The organism is Clostridium pacaense (genome assembly GCF_020709765.2).
In the GTDB taxonomy this organism is placed as follows: Bacteria; Bacillota; Clostridia; order Lachnospirales; family Lachnospiraceae; genus Enterocloster; species Enterocloster hominis.
This window is the reverse complement of record NZ_JAJFEB020000003.1, coordinates 96,486-117,161: the sequence shown is the minus strand read 5'-3', so window position 1 is coordinate 117,161 and position 20,676 is coordinate 96,486. Positions and strand designations below refer to the sequence as shown.

Annotated in this window: 13 protein-coding genes; 7 read left to right on the top strand and 6 right to left on the bottom strand. The window is 52.3% G+C overall.

Going from position 1 to position 20,676, the window contains the following annotated elements; genetic code table 11:
• Window positions 1-264: 264 nt before the first annotated feature.
• Complete coding sequence (locus tag LK536_RS36630; protein WP_227795227.1) at window positions 265-1,413, top strand: iron-containing alcohol dehydrogenase; 1,149 nt, start codon at window positions 265-267, stop codon at window positions 1,411-1,413.
• Window positions 1,414-1,595: 182 nt separating this feature from the next.
• The gene (locus tag LK536_RS36625; RefSeq protein ID WP_008721403.1) at window positions 1,596-2,711 is read left to right on the top strand and encodes a GntR family transcriptional regulator; all 1,116 of its coding nucleotides are present in this window, start codon (window positions 1,596-1,598) and stop codon (window positions 2,709-2,711) included.
• Between the two features lie 7 nt (window positions 2,712-2,718).
• Here the strand turns inward: LK536_RS36625 and LK536_RS36620 are convergent, their stop codons facing one another.
• The 3 genes from LK536_RS36620 to tkt form a co-directional block, all read right to left on the bottom strand.
• Window positions 2,719-3,210 carry a GNAT family N-acetyltransferase gene (locus LK536_RS36620; RefSeq protein WP_227795226.1) on the bottom strand — a complete coding sequence of 164 codons (492 nt, stop codon included), beginning with the start codon at window positions 3,208-3,210 and terminating at the stop codon, window positions 2,719-2,721.
• A gap of 157 nt (window positions 3,211-3,367) precedes the next feature.
• Window positions 3,368-7,651, bottom strand: a complete 4,284-nt coding sequence (locus tag LK536_RS36615) for a DEAD/DEAH box helicase (protein WP_227795225.1) — start codon at window positions 7,649-7,651, stop codon at window positions 3,368-3,370.
• Window positions 7,652-7,893: 242 nt separating this feature from the next.
• The gene (gene tkt, locus LK536_RS36610) at window positions 7,894-9,876 is read right to left on the bottom strand and encodes a transketolase (RefSeq protein WP_227795224.1); all 1,983 of its coding nucleotides are present in this window, start codon (window positions 9,874-9,876) and stop codon (window positions 7,894-7,896) included.
• Between the two features lie 271 nt (window positions 9,877-10,147).
• Between tkt and LK536_RS36605 the strand changes: the two genes are divergently transcribed.
• From LK536_RS36605 to LK536_RS36590, 4 genes are read left to right on the top strand one after another with little or no spacing between them, the layout of a single operon-like run.
• A complete protein-coding gene (locus LK536_RS36605) occupies window positions 10,148-11,242 on the top strand; it encodes an ABC transporter ATP-binding protein (RefSeq protein ID WP_227795223.1) in 1,095 nt (364 codons plus the stop codon).
• The gene (locus tag LK536_RS36600) at window positions 11,226-12,092 is read left to right on the top strand and encodes an ABC transporter permease (protein WP_227795222.1); all 867 of its coding nucleotides are present in this window, start codon (window positions 11,226-11,228) and stop codon (window positions 12,090-12,092) included. The genes LK536_RS36605 and LK536_RS36600 overlap by 17 nt, the downstream gene beginning before the upstream one ends.
• A gap of 29 nt (window positions 12,093-12,121) precedes the next feature.
• Window positions 12,122-13,513 carry a DUF7088 domain-containing protein gene (locus tag LK536_RS36595; protein ID WP_227795221.1) on the top strand — a complete coding sequence of 464 codons (1,392 nt, stop codon included), beginning with the start codon at window positions 12,122-12,124 and terminating at the stop codon, window positions 13,511-13,513.
• A gap of 13 nt (window positions 13,514-13,526) precedes the next feature.
• Window positions 13,527-14,543 (top strand): DUF4340 domain-containing protein, encoded by a 1,017-nt coding sequence (locus LK536_RS36590; protein WP_227795220.1) that lies wholly within the window; start codon window positions 13,527-13,529, stop codon window positions 14,541-14,543.
• Between the two features lie 281 nt (window positions 14,544-14,824).
• Here the strand turns inward: LK536_RS36590 and LK536_RS36585 are convergent, their stop codons facing one another.
• Entirely contained in the window at window positions 14,825-15,517 is a 693-nt protein-coding gene (locus tag LK536_RS36585; protein WP_008721384.1) for a Crp/Fnr family transcriptional regulator, read from the bottom strand.
• A gap of 78 nt (window positions 15,518-15,595) precedes the next feature.
• Here LK536_RS36585 and LK536_RS36580 point away from each other — a divergent pair, with 78 nt between their 5' ends.
• Window positions 15,596-15,898 (top strand): hypothetical protein, encoded by a 303-nt coding sequence (locus LK536_RS36580; RefSeq protein WP_227795219.1) that lies wholly within the window; start codon window positions 15,596-15,598, stop codon window positions 15,896-15,898.
• A gap of 268 nt (window positions 15,899-16,166) precedes the next feature.
• Here LK536_RS36580 and argH read toward each other — a convergent pair whose 3' ends face one another.
• Both argH and LK536_RS36570 read right to left on the bottom strand, forming a co-directional pair.
• Window positions 16,167-17,546, bottom strand: a complete 1,380-nt coding sequence (gene argH, locus LK536_RS36575) for an argininosuccinate lyase (RefSeq protein WP_227795218.1) — start codon at window positions 17,544-17,546, stop codon at window positions 16,167-16,169.
• A 5-nt stretch (window positions 17,547-17,551) separates the two neighbouring features.
• Complete coding sequence (locus LK536_RS36570) at window positions 17,552-20,665, bottom strand: YfhO family protein (protein WP_227795217.1); 3,114 nt, start codon at window positions 20,663-20,665, stop codon at window positions 17,552-17,554.
• Window positions 20,666-20,676: the final 11 nt, after the last annotated feature.

The window sequence follows — 20,676 nt, the reverse complement described above, 5'->3', positions numbered from 1 at the left end:
TGCTTTTCATTTTTAGCTACCAGTTGTATCTTTTTCTTAACTTTTTTACATTTCCCTATTGACATCATGGTTTTTTCGGTATATCATAAGGGCACATTCAAATACAACCTGTTGTATTATAATCCCTATGTGATTTACCTGCCACATTAATGATTATTACCATTTAACAATCACTACCATTTAACAATCATTACCATGTAATAATCATTACCATCCACTTTACCACAAATAAACCATATGAAAACATTCAGGAGGATTAAAACCATGTTCGAAATCGTAAACAACCGCCAGGTCATCTTCGGAGAAAACAAGATCAGTGATATCCCGTCCCTCTTAAAATGGTACGGATGCAAGAAGGTATTCTTTGCTACATACAGCAGCAGCGCTGACAGCTACCATAAAATCGCAGGACTTTTAGAGGAAGCAGGCATTGGACACGTATGCTATGACCAGGTTGCCGGGGAGCCGGACCTGCATATGATCAACGGAGGCAGGGACATATTCCTGGCCGAGGGCTGCGACTGTACCCTTGCACTGGGCGGAGGAAGCGTGATTGATACGGCCAAGGCCATCGGCATGCTGGCTGTCAACGGCGGCAACGTGGAGGACTACCAGATGAACGGGAAACAGGTCACCGCGGTTCCGCCCCTGTTCATCGCCGTCCCCACCACCTCAGGCACCGGAGCGGAAGCCACCAAGACCAGCGTGGTGCTCAACAACTACAACGGACTTAAGAAGAGTCTGTACCACACCACCATGATTGCGGACATCGTCATCCTGGACCCCACCCTTACCACCGGGCTTCCAAGGCACATAACGGCTGCAACCGGGATGGACGCCCTGAGCCATGCCATTGAATCCTACGTTTCCTTAAACGCCAGCCCGCTGACTGAGATGTACGGCCTGAAAGCAATTGAACTGATAAACAAAAGCCTTAAGGATGCATGTGATGATCCACAAAACCTGAAGGCCAGAGGCGACATGATGCTGGGCAGTTATCTGGGCGGTCTTGCCATCACGGCAGGAATCGGAATTGCCCATATCATGGCACAGCCCCTCGGCGCCATGTATAAGATTCCCCATGGCGATGCCTGTTCCATCTTCCTTCCGGCTGCCATGGAGCTGAACATGGATCATGCAGAAGCCCGGTATGCCAGGATTGCAGAGGCCCTTGGCGTTGCAGAACCGGAATCCACGGACCGGGAAAATGCCAGGAGGGCCGTTGCCCGCGTAAGGGCAATCCGTGAGGAGATCGAAGCGCCGGTGTGTCTCGCCCCCTATATCAAGGAAACCCCTGACATGGACTTCATCATTGATACGGTGAAAAAGACCACAGGACATATCACCTGTAATCCATGCCCCCTGACAGAACAGCTGATGAAGGATGCATTTGAAAAAGCAATGGAACAATAGGACACGGGACGTAATTGGAAATCATCCGCATACCCACCCCCTCCCCATTCCGTCAGGCGCAAGTTCTGTCTTGAGATTTCATGCATTCCATGATAATATTTATAAAGATACAACATGAGGTATGTAATGGCGTGTTTAAACATTCATCACTGCCATGTGCCTGAAGGAACGGAGGAACCATTGTGGCCCAGAAAGAAAACAAGACATTTTTATATAAAAGAGTGTACCAGGACCTGAAGGAACGGATTCAGGACAGTGAATATCTGAGGGATGCCCTGCTTCCCTCAGAGCGTGAAATCGGGGAAACCTACCAGGTAGACAGGACAACGGTGCGCAAGGCGCTGCAGCTTCTTGTGGACGATGGACTGGTTGAGAAAAGGGCGGGCAAGGGCACGGTCGTGGTATGGCGCCCCCAGGAATCCATGCCCCAGGTCCAGGTCCCCTTTAAGCCCGGCAAAAGGAACGGTCCCATTGCATTCCTGCTGCCAAAGGGTGACAACAACAGCTCCCGCATCACCCAGCCATTTTATGCCCAGCTGTTTTACCGTGCTGAAAAGGAGTGCCACAAACAAGGCTACACCCTGATTTATTCAACCCTGGATGAGTCTGATGACTTTGACGGTCTGGTCCAGTCCCATGGTTTTTCCGGCATATTCTTTGTCAGCAATGTGGCCCACAGGCATCTGGACCGGGCAATCGGGCTGGGAATCCCGGCCATCCTGGTCAACAGCTATTACAACCAGATGACCTCCATCCTCTCCGATAATTTCTGCGGCACCTACAATGCCTGCCGCTATCTCATCGAAAGGGGGCACAGGACCATTGGAATCATCAACGGGGACAGCCGTTATACCACCAGCATTGAACGCCGCCGCGGCTGTGTCACCGCCCTGCGGGAAGCCGGGCTGACCCTGAAAAATGAATACTGCCTGGGCGGCACGTCCTGGGAGTTTGAGGCCGGACTTGCCGCCGTGGAGCAGATGCTGGCAAAAAACGCCTCTTACCCCACCGCCCTTGTGGCCTTCAACGACCGCCTTGCGCTGGGAGCCATCCAGGCCATCCGTCAGGCAGGCCTGAAGGTCCCTGATGATATCAGCATCATCGGATATGACAATTCAGACCAGGCAAAATACTCGGTCCCCAAGATAACCACAGTGGAAATCCACGCATCCCTCATGGCCCAGACCGCTGCCCGCATGCTGTTCCAGCAGATTGACGACTACGAAGTACTGCCCGTGAAGATATTGACACCGGTAGAACTGGTGGAACAGGACAGCGTATGCCAAAGGGAATCATAACAGAATATTACAGCACGATATAATGGGGAATGATATCCTCAAAGCTGCCGTCCTTCATCAGGAATCCGCCGGGTATGACGCCCAGCTGGGTAAATCCCAGCTTTTGGTACAGATGGAGGGCGGCTCCATTGCTTTTGACCACCGCGTTAAACTGGAGGATTCCATATCCCAGCGCTTTCCCCTGTTCCATACAGTGGCGTACCAGCTTTTCGCCAATCTGACAGCCGCGCATGTCCCATCTGACCGCGTAGCTGGCATTGCATATATGGCCGCACCTTCCCACATTATTGGGGTGCAGGATGTACAGGCCGGCAATCTCCCCACTGTCCCCGTCAACCCCAATCCCGGTATAGGACTGTCCCATGAAAAATTCCTCTCCCGTGGATTCTGTGAGACATTCCATTTGGGGAAATGCATTCCCCTCCTCTACGATATAGTTCCATATCCGGATTGCCTCTTTTGTGTCTTCCTTTGTATATTCCCTTATCTGTATGTCCATGTGATATCCCTCCCTGTGATGTGTCGTGATGCGCTGTAAGCTTTAACATATCGTGATGCGCCGTGATGTATCCCGATGTACTCCCATCCGTAATATATCATGGTGGGCCGTGATACATCATGAGGTATCACATCAAACATTTAAAAACACGATATGGTCAGCGGTACAGCACGTAATCGTTCATTTCCCTGGAAAACCCAGCCCTCTTCAAAGTCTCCCCTGTCCCTTCAGGATATTCCCGGACAATCAGCCGCTTCAGCTCCGGGAACAGACGTTTTCCCTTGAAATCGTTGACAAATACCTGAAGCGTCTGTTCCAGGCCTTGGGATTCAAACACCCGTAAAACCCTGCCCTGCCGCTCCAGAACAGCCGTTACCCGCCCGCAGTGAAGGGCAACGGCCGTGCCGGGCACATTGAGGAAATCCCTTTCCCCAGGCTGGACCAGTATTTTGCCCCATATCTGGGCCGGATCAGCGGCGTTCAGCCAGATAATCCCATCTTCCGGAGCCTTCAATGCCGCCGTCACTCCTTCATACTCTTCTTTTCTGATAAACTGGGCACCTGACATTCCTTCCACAAAGTACCCGCGGCGCACCTGGCCTGTGTATTCCCAGATGCGAAGAAGTTCCATGGCGTTCTGATAATTCATGTCTGACCAGGCAGCCCCGGCCTGACTAAATCCCGGCAGATAAGGCGAACCTGCAAGCCCTGCGGCCGCCCTTCGGAAAGTTTCCCTGCACATGACGGGCTGTTCCTGGAAAATAAGCTCCAGCCACTCTTCCATTTTCTTTGGCTTCAGCGGACGCACAATATCCCATCGGCCCGCGGAAAGCGCCATCACCCTGGCGCTGACCCGCTGTCTGGCCGTGGCCTTCTTTACTTTTTCCCGGTTCTGCCACTGCCTGACCGGGACAAAACTGTCCGCACAGACCAGGCCTTTTTCCGCCAGGCCAAGCAGCAGCTCCTGGGCGCTCTTTTCCTTTGGGATATCTGCCAGGAACTTTAAGAAGCAGGCCCCCCTTCTCTTCAGTTCCCTGTAAATCTGCAGTTCCTCCCCACCAAGGATTCCTTCCATATCCGGCAGCGGCGCGTCCCAGTCAATGTCCTCGTAGCGGCAAAAACAAAGGGCACCGTCCGGGGACATTTTCCAGTAATAATCCCCTTCCGCAAGCAGGCGGTCCAGCATTCCTTCCGAATAATTGCGGACACGGCGGGGCAGCAGGACATTTTCCCAGAAACGGACCGGGAACATCCTCCCGCAATACAACTCAAGTGTTTTCTTCAGCTGCTCATCGGCCTGGGTGTATGGCTTTGCCCTCCCGGCCAGAAGCGCGGCATAGTGGGCGCCCGGCTGGGTAGCTGTCTCACGGCGCAGGTTCTTAAGGGTGGACTGCCTGGCCCTGTCATAGAGTTTCCTGTGATAGTAAATCCCGTCTGCCTCCACGATTTCACCGCGGCTGCACAACAGCTCCAGGATTACCCCTACCTTTTCCTCCGGCAGGAAATACCGCTCCCCTATCTGCCCCGGTGTGTGTCCTTTGCGGTAACGCAGAAGACGGCGCACAATTGCCGCGGCTTCCTCCAGCCCGTCCATGGAAAATGCCTTTTCATACTCTTCTTCCTGTTCCGCGGCAATCCACAGGCCAGGTTCAATATAGAGGGCGCGCCCCTGGGCTGCCAGGCTTGCCAGCCACTCCACAGGCACGTCAAGCTCCCCTGCCTCCAAATCCCCTTCTGTCATCAGCAGGGAATGAAGCTGTGCCTCATCCTGGGGAAGTCTGGTGCGTTCCTGCTGTTTCTCCAGAGCCTCTGGCGCGGGACGGATTCCCTCCAGGTATTTAAGTTCATCATAAACAGCCTGGCGGATGCCGGGTGTGGCAGGGGCATATTCGTACATTTCCGCGGCCTCCACCTGCCATTGCAGGGGCAGGGACATGGGGGAAGGCACATCCGTGCAGACCTCCCTCACGTGAATCAGGCCGGCCCGTATCTCGTGAAGGATCTGGATGACGCCGTCTATATCCCACTGGTCTTCCAGACATTCGCGTTTTGTCTCCCGGATCAGGGGATGGTCCTTTTCGTTCATCAGCGAATCCAGCATTTCCGTGCTCTTTAAGCGCTGCATCCACAGCGGCTGCCGGCCCCCCTGCTTCATCCCCATCATCAGCGCCCTGGCAGCGTTATAGCGGAAGGCCATGCCGAACAACGGGGTGAGGGGAAGCATGGCTTCCAGGGTTTCCCTCACCTGGTCAGGTTCCAGCCGGTACAGCAGCCCCTCAGGCATCACCCCGCTGCCATAGGGATACAGAAGGAAGCCGTCCTCCTCGTCCACGCACCCGATATCAAAACCGCAGATATTCCTGACCATGTGCTGAAGCAGAAGCGACAGGGGGCCGTTCACCCTGCGCCCAAGCAAGGCGTGGAGCATGACCTGATGGCACCCGGTGTGGTCGGTAAAATGTTCCACCACGATGGTTTTATTGTCCGGAAGCCCGCCCGTTGACTGTATCTGGCGCTCCAGAAAACCGGATGCATTGATAACCGCCGCCTCATCCATTCCCAGCGCAGACAGTTCTTCCCGGAGCCGTCCCTGCTCATGGGCGGCTTCCAGGCCAGCCAGGATTTTCCCGAATTCCCGGCTGGTCTTTAAGGTGCGCCCCCTGATTTCCCCTTTCCAGAAGGGCAGCCTGGCACCCTCTGCCGGCACCTGTGACACATAGACCGTGTCCTTGTCAATCCCAGTAATCTTCCAGCCAAATGACCCCAGCATGAACTTGTCTCCCAATTGGGATTCATAGACAAATTCCTCATCCAGTTCCCCAAGCTTTACACCGTCCTCCGTCTTGGCAGTGTATAGGCCTTTGTCCGGTATGGTCCCTCCAGCCGCCGTGGCCAGCATACGGCTGTAGGCATCCCCTTCCACCCTGCCATGGATCCGGTCATACAGCACCCTGGGACGGACCGGGATGTCCCGCCTGTGTTCATAATCCCCGGCCAGCATGGACAGGACTGCCTTTATGTCTTCCCCGGTCACATCCCGGAAAGGATAGGACCGTTCCAGGACAGCCATGACATCTTCCACGCAGTAGCCTTCCCCATTTGCCATGGAAACCAGATGCTGTGCCAGGACATCCAGGCACATTCTTGGGGGCTTTGTGTGCTCCACACCGCCCTGTCTTGCCACCTGGGCCGTCATCCCGCAGTACACGCTCTCCGAAGCCGTCCTGGGATACATGTACATGACGCTGACCCGGCCTGGGCCATGACCCGCGCGTCCCAGCCGCTGCATGGTACTGGAAACCGTACGCGGACAGCCCACCTGGATTACCAGGTCCAGTTCCCCCACGTCAATACCCAATTCCATGGACGAGGTGGCGCACAGAAGGCGCAGCCTACCGTCCCTCAGGTCCTGCTCCACCTCTGCCCGCTGTTCCTTGGACAGGCTTCCATGGTGTACCCTGGCAAATCCGTCCCCGCCCAGGAGATTTACGTAATAGGCTAATTTCTCCGCATACCGGCGCCCCTCTGAAAAGGCAATGACACTGCGGCAGAACAGACACTGCCGGTACACGGCCTGTCCCAGTTCTTCCCACACAGGGTCCTTGCGCCTGCCCTGTGACGGTGTGGTTCCAAGGATTTCAATCCGAATCTGTTTTTCCATGGCCGGCGCGCAGATGACCGCCGGTTCCGGGGACAGGTACGCGGCCGCCAGTTCCAGAGGTTCTATGGTGGCGGACAGGCCGATGCGCTGAAGCGGCCTCCCGCAAAGGCGGTCCAGCCGTGCAATGGACAGCATGAGATGGGCACCCCGCTTCGTGTCAATCAAGGCGTGAAGCTCATCAATGATTACCGCCCTTGCTGTCCTTAATACCTTCTGCCCGGTCATGGAAGTGAGCATCAGGTACAGGGATTCAGGGGTGATGATCAATATGTGGGGCGGGTGTTTTACCATCCTCTGGCGGTCCTTCTGAGGGGTGTCCCCGGTGCGGATCCCAACCTGGATATCCAGGCTGGTGGTTCCTGCCGGATGGACATCTCCTGCCGGATGGATTTTTCCTGCCGGATGGACATTTCCTGCCAAATCAGCATATCCTGTCTGCCGGGCAGCACCCACACGGCGCTCCATCTCCTGCCGGATTCCCTCCAAAGGCCGGTTCAGGTTCTCCCGTATGTCTCCTGCCAGTGACTTTAATGGGGATACATAAATCAGGTACAGTTCCTCCTTAAGGGTCCCCTCTTCTGCCATGGCATACAGACGGTCTATGAAAACAAGGAAAGCAGACAGTGTCTTACCGGTTCCGGTAGGTGCGCTGACCAGGACCGGGTGCCCGGAAGCAATGGCTGGCCAGGTATCCTCCTGGACTTTTGTAGGCCTGCCCAGCGTATCCTTAAACCATTGGGCTGTGGGTTGTGAAAATAGGGTTAATGTATCTGTGGGCATAGTCCCTCCATTTTAGCTTGTATCTGTCAATCGTACCTCTTCCCGTTCCTAAAACATGCCGGTGCTTACCAGATTATATCATTCCCACATTAAATATTCAATCTGCATCAGACATGCAGAAAATCCCCGGCCAGCCGGAAGAACCACCTGTCTTCCGCCGCTGTCCGGGGATTATCATTGATAACCATATGATATCTTCGTTTTATAATTCTGGCTGAACCAGTTAAGGAAACAAACTTATATTACAGTGACTTCACAGCCTCCACCACGTTCTCAACCGTGAACCCGAACTTCTTAAACAGCAGTCCTGCGGGAGCGCTGGCGCCAAAGCCCTTCATGGTGACCGCAGCTCCGTCCAGGCCAACATATCTGCCCCATCCGAAGTCTCCCAATGCTTCCACTGCAACCCTCTTCCTCACTGCCTTTGGAAGAACCTTTTCCTTGTATTCCTCAGACTGCTCCTCGAATATATCCATACACGGCATGCTGACAACACGCACATCCATGCCTTCCTTAGCCAGCTCAGCCTTTGCGCCTACGGCCAGTTCAACTTCAGAGCCTGTGGCAATGATGATTGCGTCCGGAACTTCCTTGGAAGAATCCTCCAGGATATATGCCCCCTTCAAGGCTTCCTTGCTGGAGCCTGCCAACTGGGGCAGGTTCTGCCTTGTAAGCACAAGGGCGGTAGGTGTCTTCTGGGAGGAAACCGCGCTGTACCAGGCTGCTGCTGTCTCTGTCGCGTCAGCCGGACGGAATACGTGGAAGTTAGGCATGGAACGCAACATGGCCAGCTGCTCAATCGGCTCATGGGTAGGTCCGTCCTCGCCCACGCCAATGCTGTCATGGGTAAATACAAATGTCAGCGGCACGCCCATCAGTGCGGACAGCCTTGCCATCGGCTTGGTGTAATCACTGAACACAAAGAAGGTGGAGACAAATGCCCGCAGTCCTCCGTGAAGCATCAGGCCGTTTCCAATGGCTGCCATGGCCAGTTCGCGCACACCGAAGTGCAGGTTGCGTCCGGCATAGTTATCCTTGGAGAAATCCCCCATATCCGACATATAAGTCTTGGTGGACGGTGCCAGGTCTGCTGCGCCGCCAATCAGGTTAGGCATCAGGTTCTTAAGCTTCTGAAGCTGCTTGCCGGATAAGCTTCTGGTTGCATCCGGTTTCTCATCATATGCCCAGTATTCCTCACAGTCATATGCGGCCTTAGCCAGTTCCGGATTATGGAACTTGTCCCACATATCCTTCATCTCCGGATACTTCCGGCAATATTCATCAAATAAGGCATTCCACTCTGCCTCTGCCTTAGCACCCTTTTCAGCGTGTGCCTTATAATTGGCATACACCTCATCCGGTACATAGAACGGCTCCATGGATGGCCAGTTTAAATTCTCCTTCATGGCAGTAACATTATCTTCGCCCAAAGGCTCGCCGTGTGCGCTGGCCTTGCCCTGCTTAGCCGGGCAGCCGTAGCCGATCTGGGTCTTAACCGTGATGAAGGAAGGACGTGTGGTATCTGCCTTTGCCTCCTCGATGGCCTTGCCGATGGCATCCAGGTCATTGCCGTCCTCCACGGTCAGCAGCTGGAATCCAAATGCCTCCATGCGCTTTTGTACATTCTCTGTAAATGCGATGTCCGTGCTTCCCTCAATGGAAATCTTATTGGAATCGTAGAACACGATCAGCTTGCTAAGGCCCAAGGTTCCTGCCAGTGAAAATGCTTCTGAGGAAATGCCTTCCATCATACAGCCGTCTCCGCCCAGCACGTAAGTATAGTGGTCAACCACAGGATATCCGTCCTTGTTAAACACAGCAGCCAGATGGGACTCAGCCATAGCCATACCCACAGCCATACCCATGCCTGCGCCCAAAGGTCCTGTTGTGGCCTCAACGCCAACCGTGTGGCCGTATTCCGGATGTCCTGGTGTCAGGGAATCCATCTGACGGAAATTCATCATGTCTTCCTTGGTCAGGCCATATCCAAACAGATGGAGCAGGGAGTAAAGAAGGGTTGAGCCGTGGCCTCCTGAAAGGATGAAACGGTCCCTGTTCTTCCACTGGGGATTCTTAGGATTATGGTTCATATGGTTGGCCCAAAGCTCGTAAGCCATGGCTGCTGAACCCAGAGGAAGTCCCGGGTGGCCTGATTTTGCCTTCTGTACAGCGTCTGCTGCAAGAACGCGGATTGCATTGACTGACATGGTATCAATCTGATTCATAGTTCCCTCCATTCCGATGCACTGAGGCATCACAATACATCTCATTGTGTTATTTTTTTACCAACTGTCCTATATTATACCAACTGATGCAATGCAGGGCAATACCCTTTCTTGCATTTTTCTGTGCAATATTTTGCGCCTTTGTGCGTGATTCTGCGAATTTAGAAACTATTATTAAAAAAATAATATTTTCAACACAATTTTATCACATTTTAATTTTAAAACTATTTGGTAAATATGCGTATAAATAACAGACGGGAGGAAACAACCAGTGATTGAAGTGAAAAATCTTGTAAAGGATTATGGCGGCCATCTGGCAGTGGATCATCTGAGCTTTACAGTGGAGGACGGGCAGATTTACGGCTTCCTTGGTCCCAACGGCGCCGGAAAATCCACCACCATGAACATCATGACAGGTTATCTGGGCGCCACAGAGGGGGAAGTGTTAATCGACGGCCATAATATACTGGAGGAACCGGAACAGGCAAAAAAATGCATGGGTTATCTTCCTGAGGTACCGCCCCTGTATACGGACATGACCGTATATGAGTACCTTGTATTTGCCGCAAAATTAAAAAAGCTTCCAAAAGACAGCCTTAAGGCTTCCATTAACGAGGTCATGGAACTGGTAAAAATCGAGGACGTGAAAGGCCGCCTGATACGCAACCTTTCCAAGGGCTACCGCCAGCGGGTGGGTATGGCCCAGGCCATCCTCGGCAAACCGGATGTAATCATCCTGGATGAGCCCACCGTCGGACTGGATCCCAAACAGATTATCGAGATTCGGGATATGATCCGTGATTTGGGCAGGAAACATACGGTCATACTCAGTTCCCATATCCTCTCTGAGGTCAGTGCTGTCTGTGACCACATCATGATCATTTCCCAAGGGAAGCTGATTGCCAGTGACACGCCGGAGAACCTGGAGCGCCAGCTGGAGGGGTCCGCGGGACTGGAACTGGATGTAAAGGGCGCCAGGGATGATATCATGAACCTGCTGATGCCCATTTCCGCCATCACCGTAAGCAGCGCCCTTCAGGAGGAGGGAAATCCGGTCTGTCACCTGAGTCTCCAGGCGGACAGACATTCCCTTAACCAGACGGAAGATATACGCGAGACCTTGTTTTATACATTTGCACAAAACCACATGCCAATCCTCTCCATGTCCACATCAAAGGCATCTTTGGAAGAGGTCTTCCTGGAACTGACGGGGGAAGATTCATTTAAGGGAAAGAGTTCCTTGGAGGAAAAGAGTTCCTTGGAGGAAAAGAGTTCCTTGGAGGAAAAGAGTTCCTTGGAGGAAAAGAGTTCCCCAAAGGGAGAACAAGGCAGAGAGGAGGGCAACATCAATGAAAGCGATTTATGAGCGTGAACTGAAATCCTATTTCCATTCCATGACCGGTTATGTGTTCATTGCCTTTGTAACCATGTTCATAGGCATTTACTTCATGGTTTTCAACATGATTAACGGATATCCGTATTTTTCCTATACCCTTAGTTCCATCCTGATGATCCTGATGATTGCAGTGCCCATACTGACCATGCGCAGCATGGCGGATGAACGCCGTTCCCGCACCGACCAGATGCTGCTTACAGCGCCTGTGTCTGTATGGGACATTGTCCTTGGCAAATACCTTTCCATGGTCACCATTTTCGCAATCCCCATGGCCATTGCCTGTCTCTGTCCCTTAATCATCAAAGCAAACGGGACCGCATACCTGGCGGAAGACTACGCCTCCATACTGGCATTTTTCCTCATGGGCTGTGTATACATTGCCATCGGACTTTTCATATCCTCCCTTACGGAAAGCCAGCTGATTGCGGCAGCGGGAACATTCGGGGTACTCCTGCTTTTAATCCTGTGGCCCGGGCTTTTAAACTTCCTGCCCTCCACCGCCTATGGCTCCCTGACCGGGCTTCTGATTCTCTGGAGCCTTGTAAGCTTCGTCCTGTACCGTATTACGGGCCACGTTCCCCTGTCCCTTGGACTGGAAATACTGGGGGCGGCCGGACTTATCGGAACCTATCTGCTGAACCAGCGCCTTCTGGAACATGCGCTGAAAGATATCCTGGAGAAAATTGTCCTGACCGATGTATTTGATTCCATTGTCAACACCCATATCCTGGATATCGGAGGACTTGTGTACTATGTAAGCATGGCCGGCATACTTCTTTTTCTCACGGTGCAGGCCACCCAGAAACGAAGATGGAGCTGACAGACAGGTCAGGCAGCAAGGAGGAAGAAATGACAAGAAAACTAAAAAAGGGCAGTTACATGGCGGTCTTCACCATTGTGGTCATTGCCGCCATCATCATCATGAATATGATTATAGGGAAAATTCCGGCAAAATACATGAAGCACGACTTAAGTTCCAGCCAGATTCTTACCCTGGGGGACACTACCAAAGATCTGCTTAACCAACTTGACAAGGATGTGACCATCCATATCGTAGCCAGCCCCGATACCGTGGATGACCGGATTACGTCCTTTGTAAAGCTGTACGCAGACCAGTCCAGCCATATCAAGGTATCAGAGGATGACCCGGTACTGCACCCGGATATCCTGACCACCCTAGATACGCAAACCAACCAGATCCTGGTAACCTGCGATGCCACCGGCAAAAAAACCGCCATTCCTTTCAGCGATATCATCCAGATTGATTTAATGGCCTACTACCAGTACCAGCAGGTACGGGAGACAGCCTTTGACGGGGAAGGACAGATTACCAGCGCCATCAACTATGTGACAAATGAAACCCGGACCACCGTATATACCCTGTCCGGCCACCAGGAAGCAGCCCTGTCCCCAACGGTCAGCGATGCCATGGATAAGTCAGGCATGGAAACCAAAGAACTGAACCTCCTGACCGACAGCGCCGTCCCCGGAGACTGCAGCCTGCTGATCATAAACAATCCCCAAAAGGATATCAGCGAGGATGAGAAAACCACACTCACCGATTACCTGAAGAACGGCGGGCACCTGCTGCTCCTGGCAGGCACCACCCAGGACACACTTACCAACCTGACCTCCCTGTGTTCCATGTATGGAATGGATTTAAAGAACGGTTTTGTAGCAGATTCAGCGCCGCAGCATTTTTATAACAACAATCCGTTTAATGTGATTCCTGACTATGATTTCTCAAGCGGTCTTTTAACCGGAGTGGACTCCGGTCAGGCGGCCCTGGCCGTACAGCCCTCTGGCATGACCATCCAGGATAACCTGCGGGACGGTCTGACCGTTTCCCCGTTCCTCACCACCTCTGATTCCGGGATCCTGGTCGACCCTGTCACACAGGAAAAGACAGACGGCACCTACACACTTGGCGCCACCGCAGTAGAGACAGTCAATGAAGAACAGGATACGTCCTCCGTATTCACAGTCATCACAGCCCCGGCTTTCATTGACAATGATATACTGATGCGTTTCCCGAATATTTCCAACCTGGCCATATTCATGAATGTCGTATCCTACAAAATGCCGGGCATCACCATCCTGTCCATTCCAAGCAAAAGTCTGGATATTACCTATAATATGATAACATCCGGTGGACTCTGGAGCGCCCTGTTCATCATCGTCATTCCGGTCATCTTCCTGATTGCTGGTTTTGTAATCTGGATGAAGCGCCGTAAGCTGTAAGGAGGCAATCTGAATGAAAAAGAAAGTAAACCCACTGGTCCCTGCCGCCGTTGTCCTGGTCGTCCTCTGCGCCGCCTACGGACTTATAACCTGGAACCAGCACAAGAAGGCAGATGCGCTTGCAGGGCAGACAGAAGACAGCCAGATTTATGTGACCAATCTCCAGGGACTCACTTCCATCAGCTGGGAGAAGGATGGACAACCGGGCCTGGCTTTTAAAAAGGAGGGCGATACCTGGTATTACCAGTCTGATAAGGACTGTCCCATCCGCCAGTACACGGTTACCACGCTGGCGGATACGCTGGCACGTTTAAGTGCCGGGCGGCAGCTGGAAACACCGGACAGCCTGGATTCCTATGGACTTAACCCTCCTGCCGTAAAATTCTCCATGACATCAGAAGACGGGACATCCCAAACCCTGATGATTGGAAACCAGGTGGCTGGTACCGGTGACACCGCGGCCGGATATGCCAGTACTGCGGCTGAATACTATGCATGTCTGGAAGGCGGCAGCCAGGTATATACCATAGGAAACTATCTGACAGAAACATCCGGCAAAGGCCTCTATGACTTTGTGGAAACCGAATCCCTGCCCTATGTTGCCGGGACCGACATAAAGGAAATCACGGTTACCAGGAATGGCGCCACCAGGGTATTTTCCAAAAAGACTGTGGATGCGGATAACAATATTGCCTGGTATAAGGGTTCTCCTGATGATGAGGCAAACCGTCTCCCGGATAATTCCGACCTCAATAACCTGGCCGAGGCCATCAGCGGGCTGTCCATCCAATCCTGCACCACTTATAAGGCAACGGATGAGGAACTGGGAAGCTACGGACTCTCCACCCCCGACATGACGCTTTCGTGGACATACGAAAAGGGCGGGGATACCGGAACCGTCACCCTTTTCATCGGAAGCCCAAATGACGAAGGAACCGGATATTATACCAGGATGGATGACTCCCGGGCCATTAACCTGATTTCAAAGGATGCTGTTGAAAAATGCCTTAATGCCGTGTATCCGGAATAGGCTACTATATACGGAATAAGCTACCCTATCCGGGATAAGCTACCCTATCCGGGATAAGCTACGCTATGCAGAACAAGCCATTATATACAAGCAATGTCAAAAGACGCCCTGCTGAAAATGCTGAGCGTCTTTTCTTTTCCATTCACCCTTATACCGAGTCCTTATATCCTTATGTTTTTATATCCTTACGTTTTTTATATCCTTACGTTTTTATATCCTTATACCTTTACGTCCTTATGTCCTTTATCTCCCCCACCGTTCTTCCCCCATACGCTTTCACCTCAGGCACCTTCCCTCTGTTCCCCGTCATAACGGTCATACAGCACAAAATGGTTTTTCTGGAAATCCAGGATTCCCTCGGTGCGCATCTTGCTCAGTTCATTGGACATGGCGCTCCGGTCCACGCACAGGTACTCTGCCAGCTCCTGCCGGTTATGGGGAATATCAAAGGCCCTTCCCCCCTGGGAGATGGCCTGCTCCGACAGATAGGACAGCAGCTTTTCCCTGGTTGACTTCCTGCACACATGTTCCAGTTTGTTCTCCAGCTTCACATTATGTTCCGACACAAGCCGCAGCATATTATGGATGAACCTGGTATGGAACTCGCAGGCCAGGGAACAGAATGTAATCATCCTCTGATAGTTCAGGAACAATGCCTCACACGGCCCCTCGGTCACCACACTCACAGGCAGCACCGGGGTCCTTGCACATGAATAAGACTCCCCGAACAGCTCCCCTTCCCTGATATGGTAAATCATCTCCTGGTGTCCCCAGAAATTCTCCTGTATCACGCGCGCCCTGCCTTTTAACAGAATCAGCACCTTATTGACCGACTCCCCCATCCGGAAGATATATTCCCCGTCCTCATAGGGCACCTGCTCTGCTGCGCAGCACTTTAAAAGCGTGTAAAGCTCGTTATCATTAATCCCATAGAATAATGGAGATTTTTTCACACGGTGAAGATATTCCTCCATACTCTCCCCTCTTTCCGTTGTTTTTACAACTAGCGCGATGTAAATATTATATATTTAATTATAAAATACGTCAAGACAATGTTTTTTAAGGACAGTTATGTCTGTATAGCCGGCTATATCCACAGGACCAGCCACATCCATCCAACCAGCCATGTCCATCCAACCAGCCACACCAACACAACCAGCCACACCAACACAACCAGCCATACCAACACAACCAGCCATACCAACACAACCAGCCATACCAACACAACCAGCCACACCAACACAACCAGCCACACCAACACAACCAGCCACACCAACACAACCAGCCACACCAACACAACCAGCCATGTTTGCCAACCCCATCACCACACGGATATAGCCCCCATACATCCATAACCAAAAGACACCAAAGGGATAAAGCCCCTTAATCCCTCAAATTACAGATTCAGGTTCTTTACCCCTTTGTCTTTTGAATCACATTACGGCTTTAACCGTTTCAACTGTGACCGTTTCAGTCCTAATCATTTCAGTCCTAATCATTTCAGCCATAATCATTTCAGCCATAACAGTTTCAACTCCTGCCGCTACGGCTCCAGCTGCCACTTTTCATCCACACCTGCATTTCCATTGGCCGATATACCCGCCAACGCGCTCCCCAGGGCGGTTACTCTGCCAGCATTTTTTTATAGATCCCAATCACCTGCTTCATGGCATCCTGTCCCGGAGCGCCGATGGTGATACGCTTTTCCACACATGTTTTCATGCTGATGGCATCATACACGTCCTCCTCGAATACAGGGCTTATCTGCCTGTACTCCTCCAGGGAAAGGTCGTCCAGGGCAATGCCTTTCTGGATGCACAGAAGGACCAGCTGGCCTACGATTCCATGTGCATCGCGGAAGGGGACGCCTTTGCCCACAAGATAGTCTGCCGCGTCCGTTGCATTGGTGAAACCGTTCTTTGCGCTGGCCTCCATCACGTCCTTACGGAAGCTCATGGTGGATATCATGCCTGTGAATAGGGCCAGACAGCCTTTCACCGTATCAATGGCGTCAAAGGTAAGCTCCTTATCCTCCTGCATGTCCTTATTATAGGCCAGGGGAATGCCTTTCATGGTGGTCAGGAGGGATACCAGGGCGCCGTAGACCCTTCCGGTCTTGCCTCGGATCAGCTCCGCAATGTCCGGGTTCTTCTTCTGGGGCATGATGGAGCTGCCTGTGCTGTAGGAATCATCAATTTCCACAAAACGGTATTCGTTGGTGTTCCAGATGATGATTTCTTCACAGAACCGGCTTAAATGCATGGCAATGGTGGACAGGGCGCTTAACAGCTCAATCAGATAATCCCTGTCTGCCACGGAATCCATGGAATTCAGGGTCGGGCCGTCAAACCCGAGAAGGCTGGCTGTATATTCCCGGTCCAGGGGATAGGTGGTGCCCGCCAATGCGCCGGAGCCAAGGGGACAGTAGTTCATACGCCTGCGGATGTCCTGAAGCCTTGAGCGGTCCCTTGAGAACATCTCAAAGTATGCCCCCATGTGGTGGGCCAGTGTGATGGGCTGGGCTTTCTGGAGATGGGTAAATCCAGGCATGAAGGTATCTGTGTTGGCCTCCATGATGACCAGAAGTTCCTTTAACAGGTCTTTAACCAGCTTTTCTATCTCATCTATCTCATCCCTTGTATAAAGCTTCATATCCAGGGCCACCTGATCGTTACGGCTGCGTCCTGTGTGAAGGCGTTTTCCAGCCTCCCCCACGCGCTCCGTCAAGGTTCCCTCCACAAAGGAGTGGATATCCTCATATCCGGAATCGGGGGATATGGTCAGCCGTCCATTCTCCAAATCGGATAATATGCTTTCCAATCCGCGGATAATATCATCCCTGTCCTGCGCTGAAAGGATTCCCTGCTTTTCCAGCATCTTCACATGAGCAATGCTGCCCTCTATATCCTGGTGATAGAATTTCTGGTCAAAGGACAGGGATTCGTTAAAATTGTGCACCAGCTGGTTTGTTTCCTTGGTAAAACGTCCACCCCATAATTTCATGGCTGCTATCTCCTTACTTTTTCGTATTTTTTCTGCTCTTTGCGTCTGACTGTGTATCCTGCCAGCACGATGATTCCCAGCACTGCGGCCGATGCCCCGGTTATCCATGCCCCGGTGCGAAGCCCCTCCGGCTCATATGTCATGCTGATTTCATGGGTTCCCCCGCTTAAGTCCACGGCCAGGAAGGTATCGAAAAGCTTTCTCGGTGCCACTTGATTGCCGTCCACCATTATGGTCCATCCCTTGTCATAGGGAATGCTGGTATACATGACGCCGGAACCATCTGCCGTGATACTGCCCTTAAGGGATGTATCGGTCCAGTTGGTCAGCGTAATGGGATTGGCGTTCATCTGTCCGTAAACAGCCTTCAGTCCCTCGGGATTGAATCTCCACACTTCAGCCTGCAGGGTAGGGTTCCCGTCGTCCCGGGATTCCATATAAACCTGCTCATCCTTGGTAATACGGCCCAGTTCAAGGAAATATCCCCTGTCCACATTGTCAAAGCTGTCCGAATGTTCTCCCACGGTAACGGATACTTCCTTTACCTTTTTATTGGTCACATATACGTAGTAATCCCCGGTTGCCTCTGCTGTAAATGACAGCTTCTTGCCTTCCGTGACACTCTCATTGGGAATCAGCACGTGTTCGGTTCCCAGCACATCGCACAGGTCATTCTGTACCAGGGCCGGATTCCCGGAATCCGTAATCCAGTTGGCCTCCACATCCTTCGGCAGCATGAAGGCGACCGGAAGCGTGAATGCATTTTCATAAAGCCATACACCGCCCTTGCGCCCTGCCTGCTCCATCAGGATTCCCGTGGGCTGCTGGTCCGGGTAAAGTCCGTACCGCACGGAGAACAGGCTGTCCACCAGAGGGGTGCTTCCTGTAATGCTGTACGCATTGGTAGAACTTTCACATCCCAGCACCCGGAAGAAGTCCGACAGGGACGCATCCGCCGTGGAGGAGAACAGGGATACCGATGGGAAATTCATCCATGCGCCGTCGTTCTTAGTCTTCCTGTCTGATTTTTCCACCCTGTAAAATGTATTCGGCTTCAGGTTCCACACCAGATCCTGCACATCCTGGTTATCCTTCACATAGGCGGTCCTGCTGGTAGTGGGGACACTGGTAACCGCTGTATTGACAGCAGCCTCAATGGACACCACGGCCAGCGCGGTCAGGACGATGGCATCCAGGCTCCATCTCCCTTTTTTATATTGATACACCAGTCCTGCGTACATGGCAATGAACAGGATGGCAACATAAAACACGGAGAAGTGATACTGTTCCGGGTTCTCCACCAGCTTCTCTGCCAGAAGTATGAATATGACGGCGCCCCAGAAAGCCAGGCAGATATGTTTCCACGGCGTTTCCCTAAGGCCCGTATATGCCTGATAACACATCACCAGCATCAGTGCGATATAAATAAAGGACTGCCTGCAGGGAAGGCTGTTGGGAAAATGGAAGCCGTGCCATATGAAGTTCAGCATATTAACGGAAAAGCTGGCATAAAACAGAAGAAGCAGGCCGCAGTACACTGCCTTTTCCCTGAACGCGATCTTCCGGCTGCCCAGATACAGAAGGAAGAACATAAGCACGGCAACACCGCAGTAAATATTGGGCCAGTGGTCCAGCCCAATTTCCGTGCCCACATTCCCTATATGTCTGGCAATCATGTCGAAGATGGAAAAATAGGAGGAAACGGTCTTGGGGAAATCAAAATTCCCGGAAGCAGTTGCCTGGAGCGCATATATCTCCGGCAGCAGCACAACCGCCGCCAACCCTCCGGCCAAAAGGGAATATACGGCAAAGCGGACACCTGTCAGCACCAATCTTCCCAGTCCTTTGGGAGGATTCATGATTACCTGGGCAATGACATAGATGACCATGAAAATACATATCATGATGGATATATAATAATTGGAAAGGATGGACAGGCCCAAGGTAATACAGTAGAGCAGTCCGCTCTCCCCCTTAACCAGCCGCTCAAGCCCAAGAAGGATCAGCGGGAACAGGAGGATGCAGTCCAGCCACATGATGTTCCAGCTGTACGCCGCCATATAACCGCTCAGCGCATAAAAAATCCCGAAAAGCCCAACACCAAAATCCCTGGTGCCGAAATGCTTTTTCAGATACCATGCAAAGCTAAGCCCTGACAGTCCAATCTTCAGCACAATCACCAGCGTCATGAATTCTATGATGAACTGCTTGGGGCAGAACATCAGAAGCCAGTTCACCGGGCTGGCCAGATAATAGGCATAAAGGGCTGAAAAATTCACACCCATGCCGATATCCCAGCTGTACAGCAGGCTTCCCCCGTGGGTCAGCTTATACTGGAACTCCGAAAAAAACGGGGCATACTGGTGGTACATATCCGTCCTTAAGAAGCTTTCCTCCCCAAAGGGGAAAATGCCTCTCTGGGCAAATATGATGATCATCACAATGACAGGCACGAAAAATGCCGCAGCCAGGCCATCCGACGGCTTCAACAGCCGAAGGCTGCGTATGGGCCGGACCCTTCCCTGGCCGGAATATCCGTCCATTTTCACATTTGGCTGGTCGTCCCGATTCCATTCCGGCTGGTCGTCCCGATTCCACTCTACCCGGCCGTCCTGGGACCACTCCGTCCCATCGTCCATATCCCAGTCATCCTCGCCATCCGGGCCGTTGTCCTGCTGCCAATCCGTTATACCGTCCCGGGCCATTGCCCCTTCCGGCCGGCCGTCCCGGGCCGGATTCCAAAAGCCATGCTTTTTCCCTTTATCCGCTTTTCCCTGCGTCCTTTTCCGCCCTGACTGGCTTTCTTTTTTTTCTTTCCCTGAATCCGTAACAGTTTCCTCCGGCGCATTTTCCTGCGAAGGGAGCTGTTCCTCATTCTTTATCTCTTCTTCACCGGGAGCCTTATTCGGCATAGTCTGTACTCCAATCTCTTCCTGCTCCCCGGAAAAAGCCCATTCCTCCCGGGCCATTTCCTTTGAGCCTTTTATCTTCTGTTCTCCTGCTGCCTCCTGGTCCGTATCCATCCCCGGAGTTTTATCCTGCATGGGCGCTTCCGGCTGAACAAGCTTTAAGATTGCATCCAGCTCACGTTCAACCCGCTCAATCTCATCACGTTCCATCACAGTCACCT

Bases quoted from the DNA above. Each gene is read 5' to 3' on its own strand.
- LK536_RS36630 (WP_227795227.1), top strand. From the start codon at position 265: ATGTTCGAAATCGTAAACAACCGCCAGGTCATCTTCGGAGAAAACAAG.
- LK536_RS36620 (WP_227795226.1), bottom strand. From the start codon at position 3,210: ATGGACATACAGATAAGGGAATATACAAAGGAAGACACAAAAGAGGCA.
- LK536_RS36615 (WP_227795225.1), bottom strand. From the start codon at position 7,651: ATGCCCACAGATACATTAACCCTATTTTCACAACCCACAGCCCAATGG.
- tkt (WP_227795224.1), bottom strand. From the start codon at position 9,876: ATGAATCAGATTGATACCATGTCAGTCAATGCAATCCGCGTTCTTGCA.
- LK536_RS36600 (WP_227795222.1), top strand. From the start codon at position 11,226: ATGAAAGCGATTTATGAGCGTGAACTGAAATCCTATTTCCATTCCATG.
- LK536_RS36595 (WP_227795221.1), top strand. From the start codon at position 12,122: ATGACAAGAAAACTAAAAAAGGGCAGTTACATGGCGGTCTTCACCATT.
- LK536_RS36590 (WP_227795220.1), top strand. From the start codon at position 13,527: ATGAAAAAGAAAGTAAACCCACTGGTCCCTGCCGCCGTTGTCCTGGTC.
- LK536_RS36585 (WP_008721384.1), bottom strand. From the start codon at position 15,517: ATGGAGGAATATCTTCACCGTGTGAAAAAATCTCCATTATTCTATGGG.
- LK536_RS36580 (WP_227795219.1), top strand. From the start codon at position 15,596: ATGTTTTTTAAGGACAGTTATGTCTGTATAGCCGGCTATATCCACAGG.
- argH (WP_227795218.1), bottom strand. From the start codon at position 17,546: ATGAAATTATGGGGTGGACGTTTTACCAAGGAAACAAACCAGCTGGTG.
- LK536_RS36570 (WP_227795217.1), bottom strand. From the start codon at position 20,665: ATGGAACGTGATGAGATTGAGCGGGTTGAACGTGAGCTGGATGCAATC.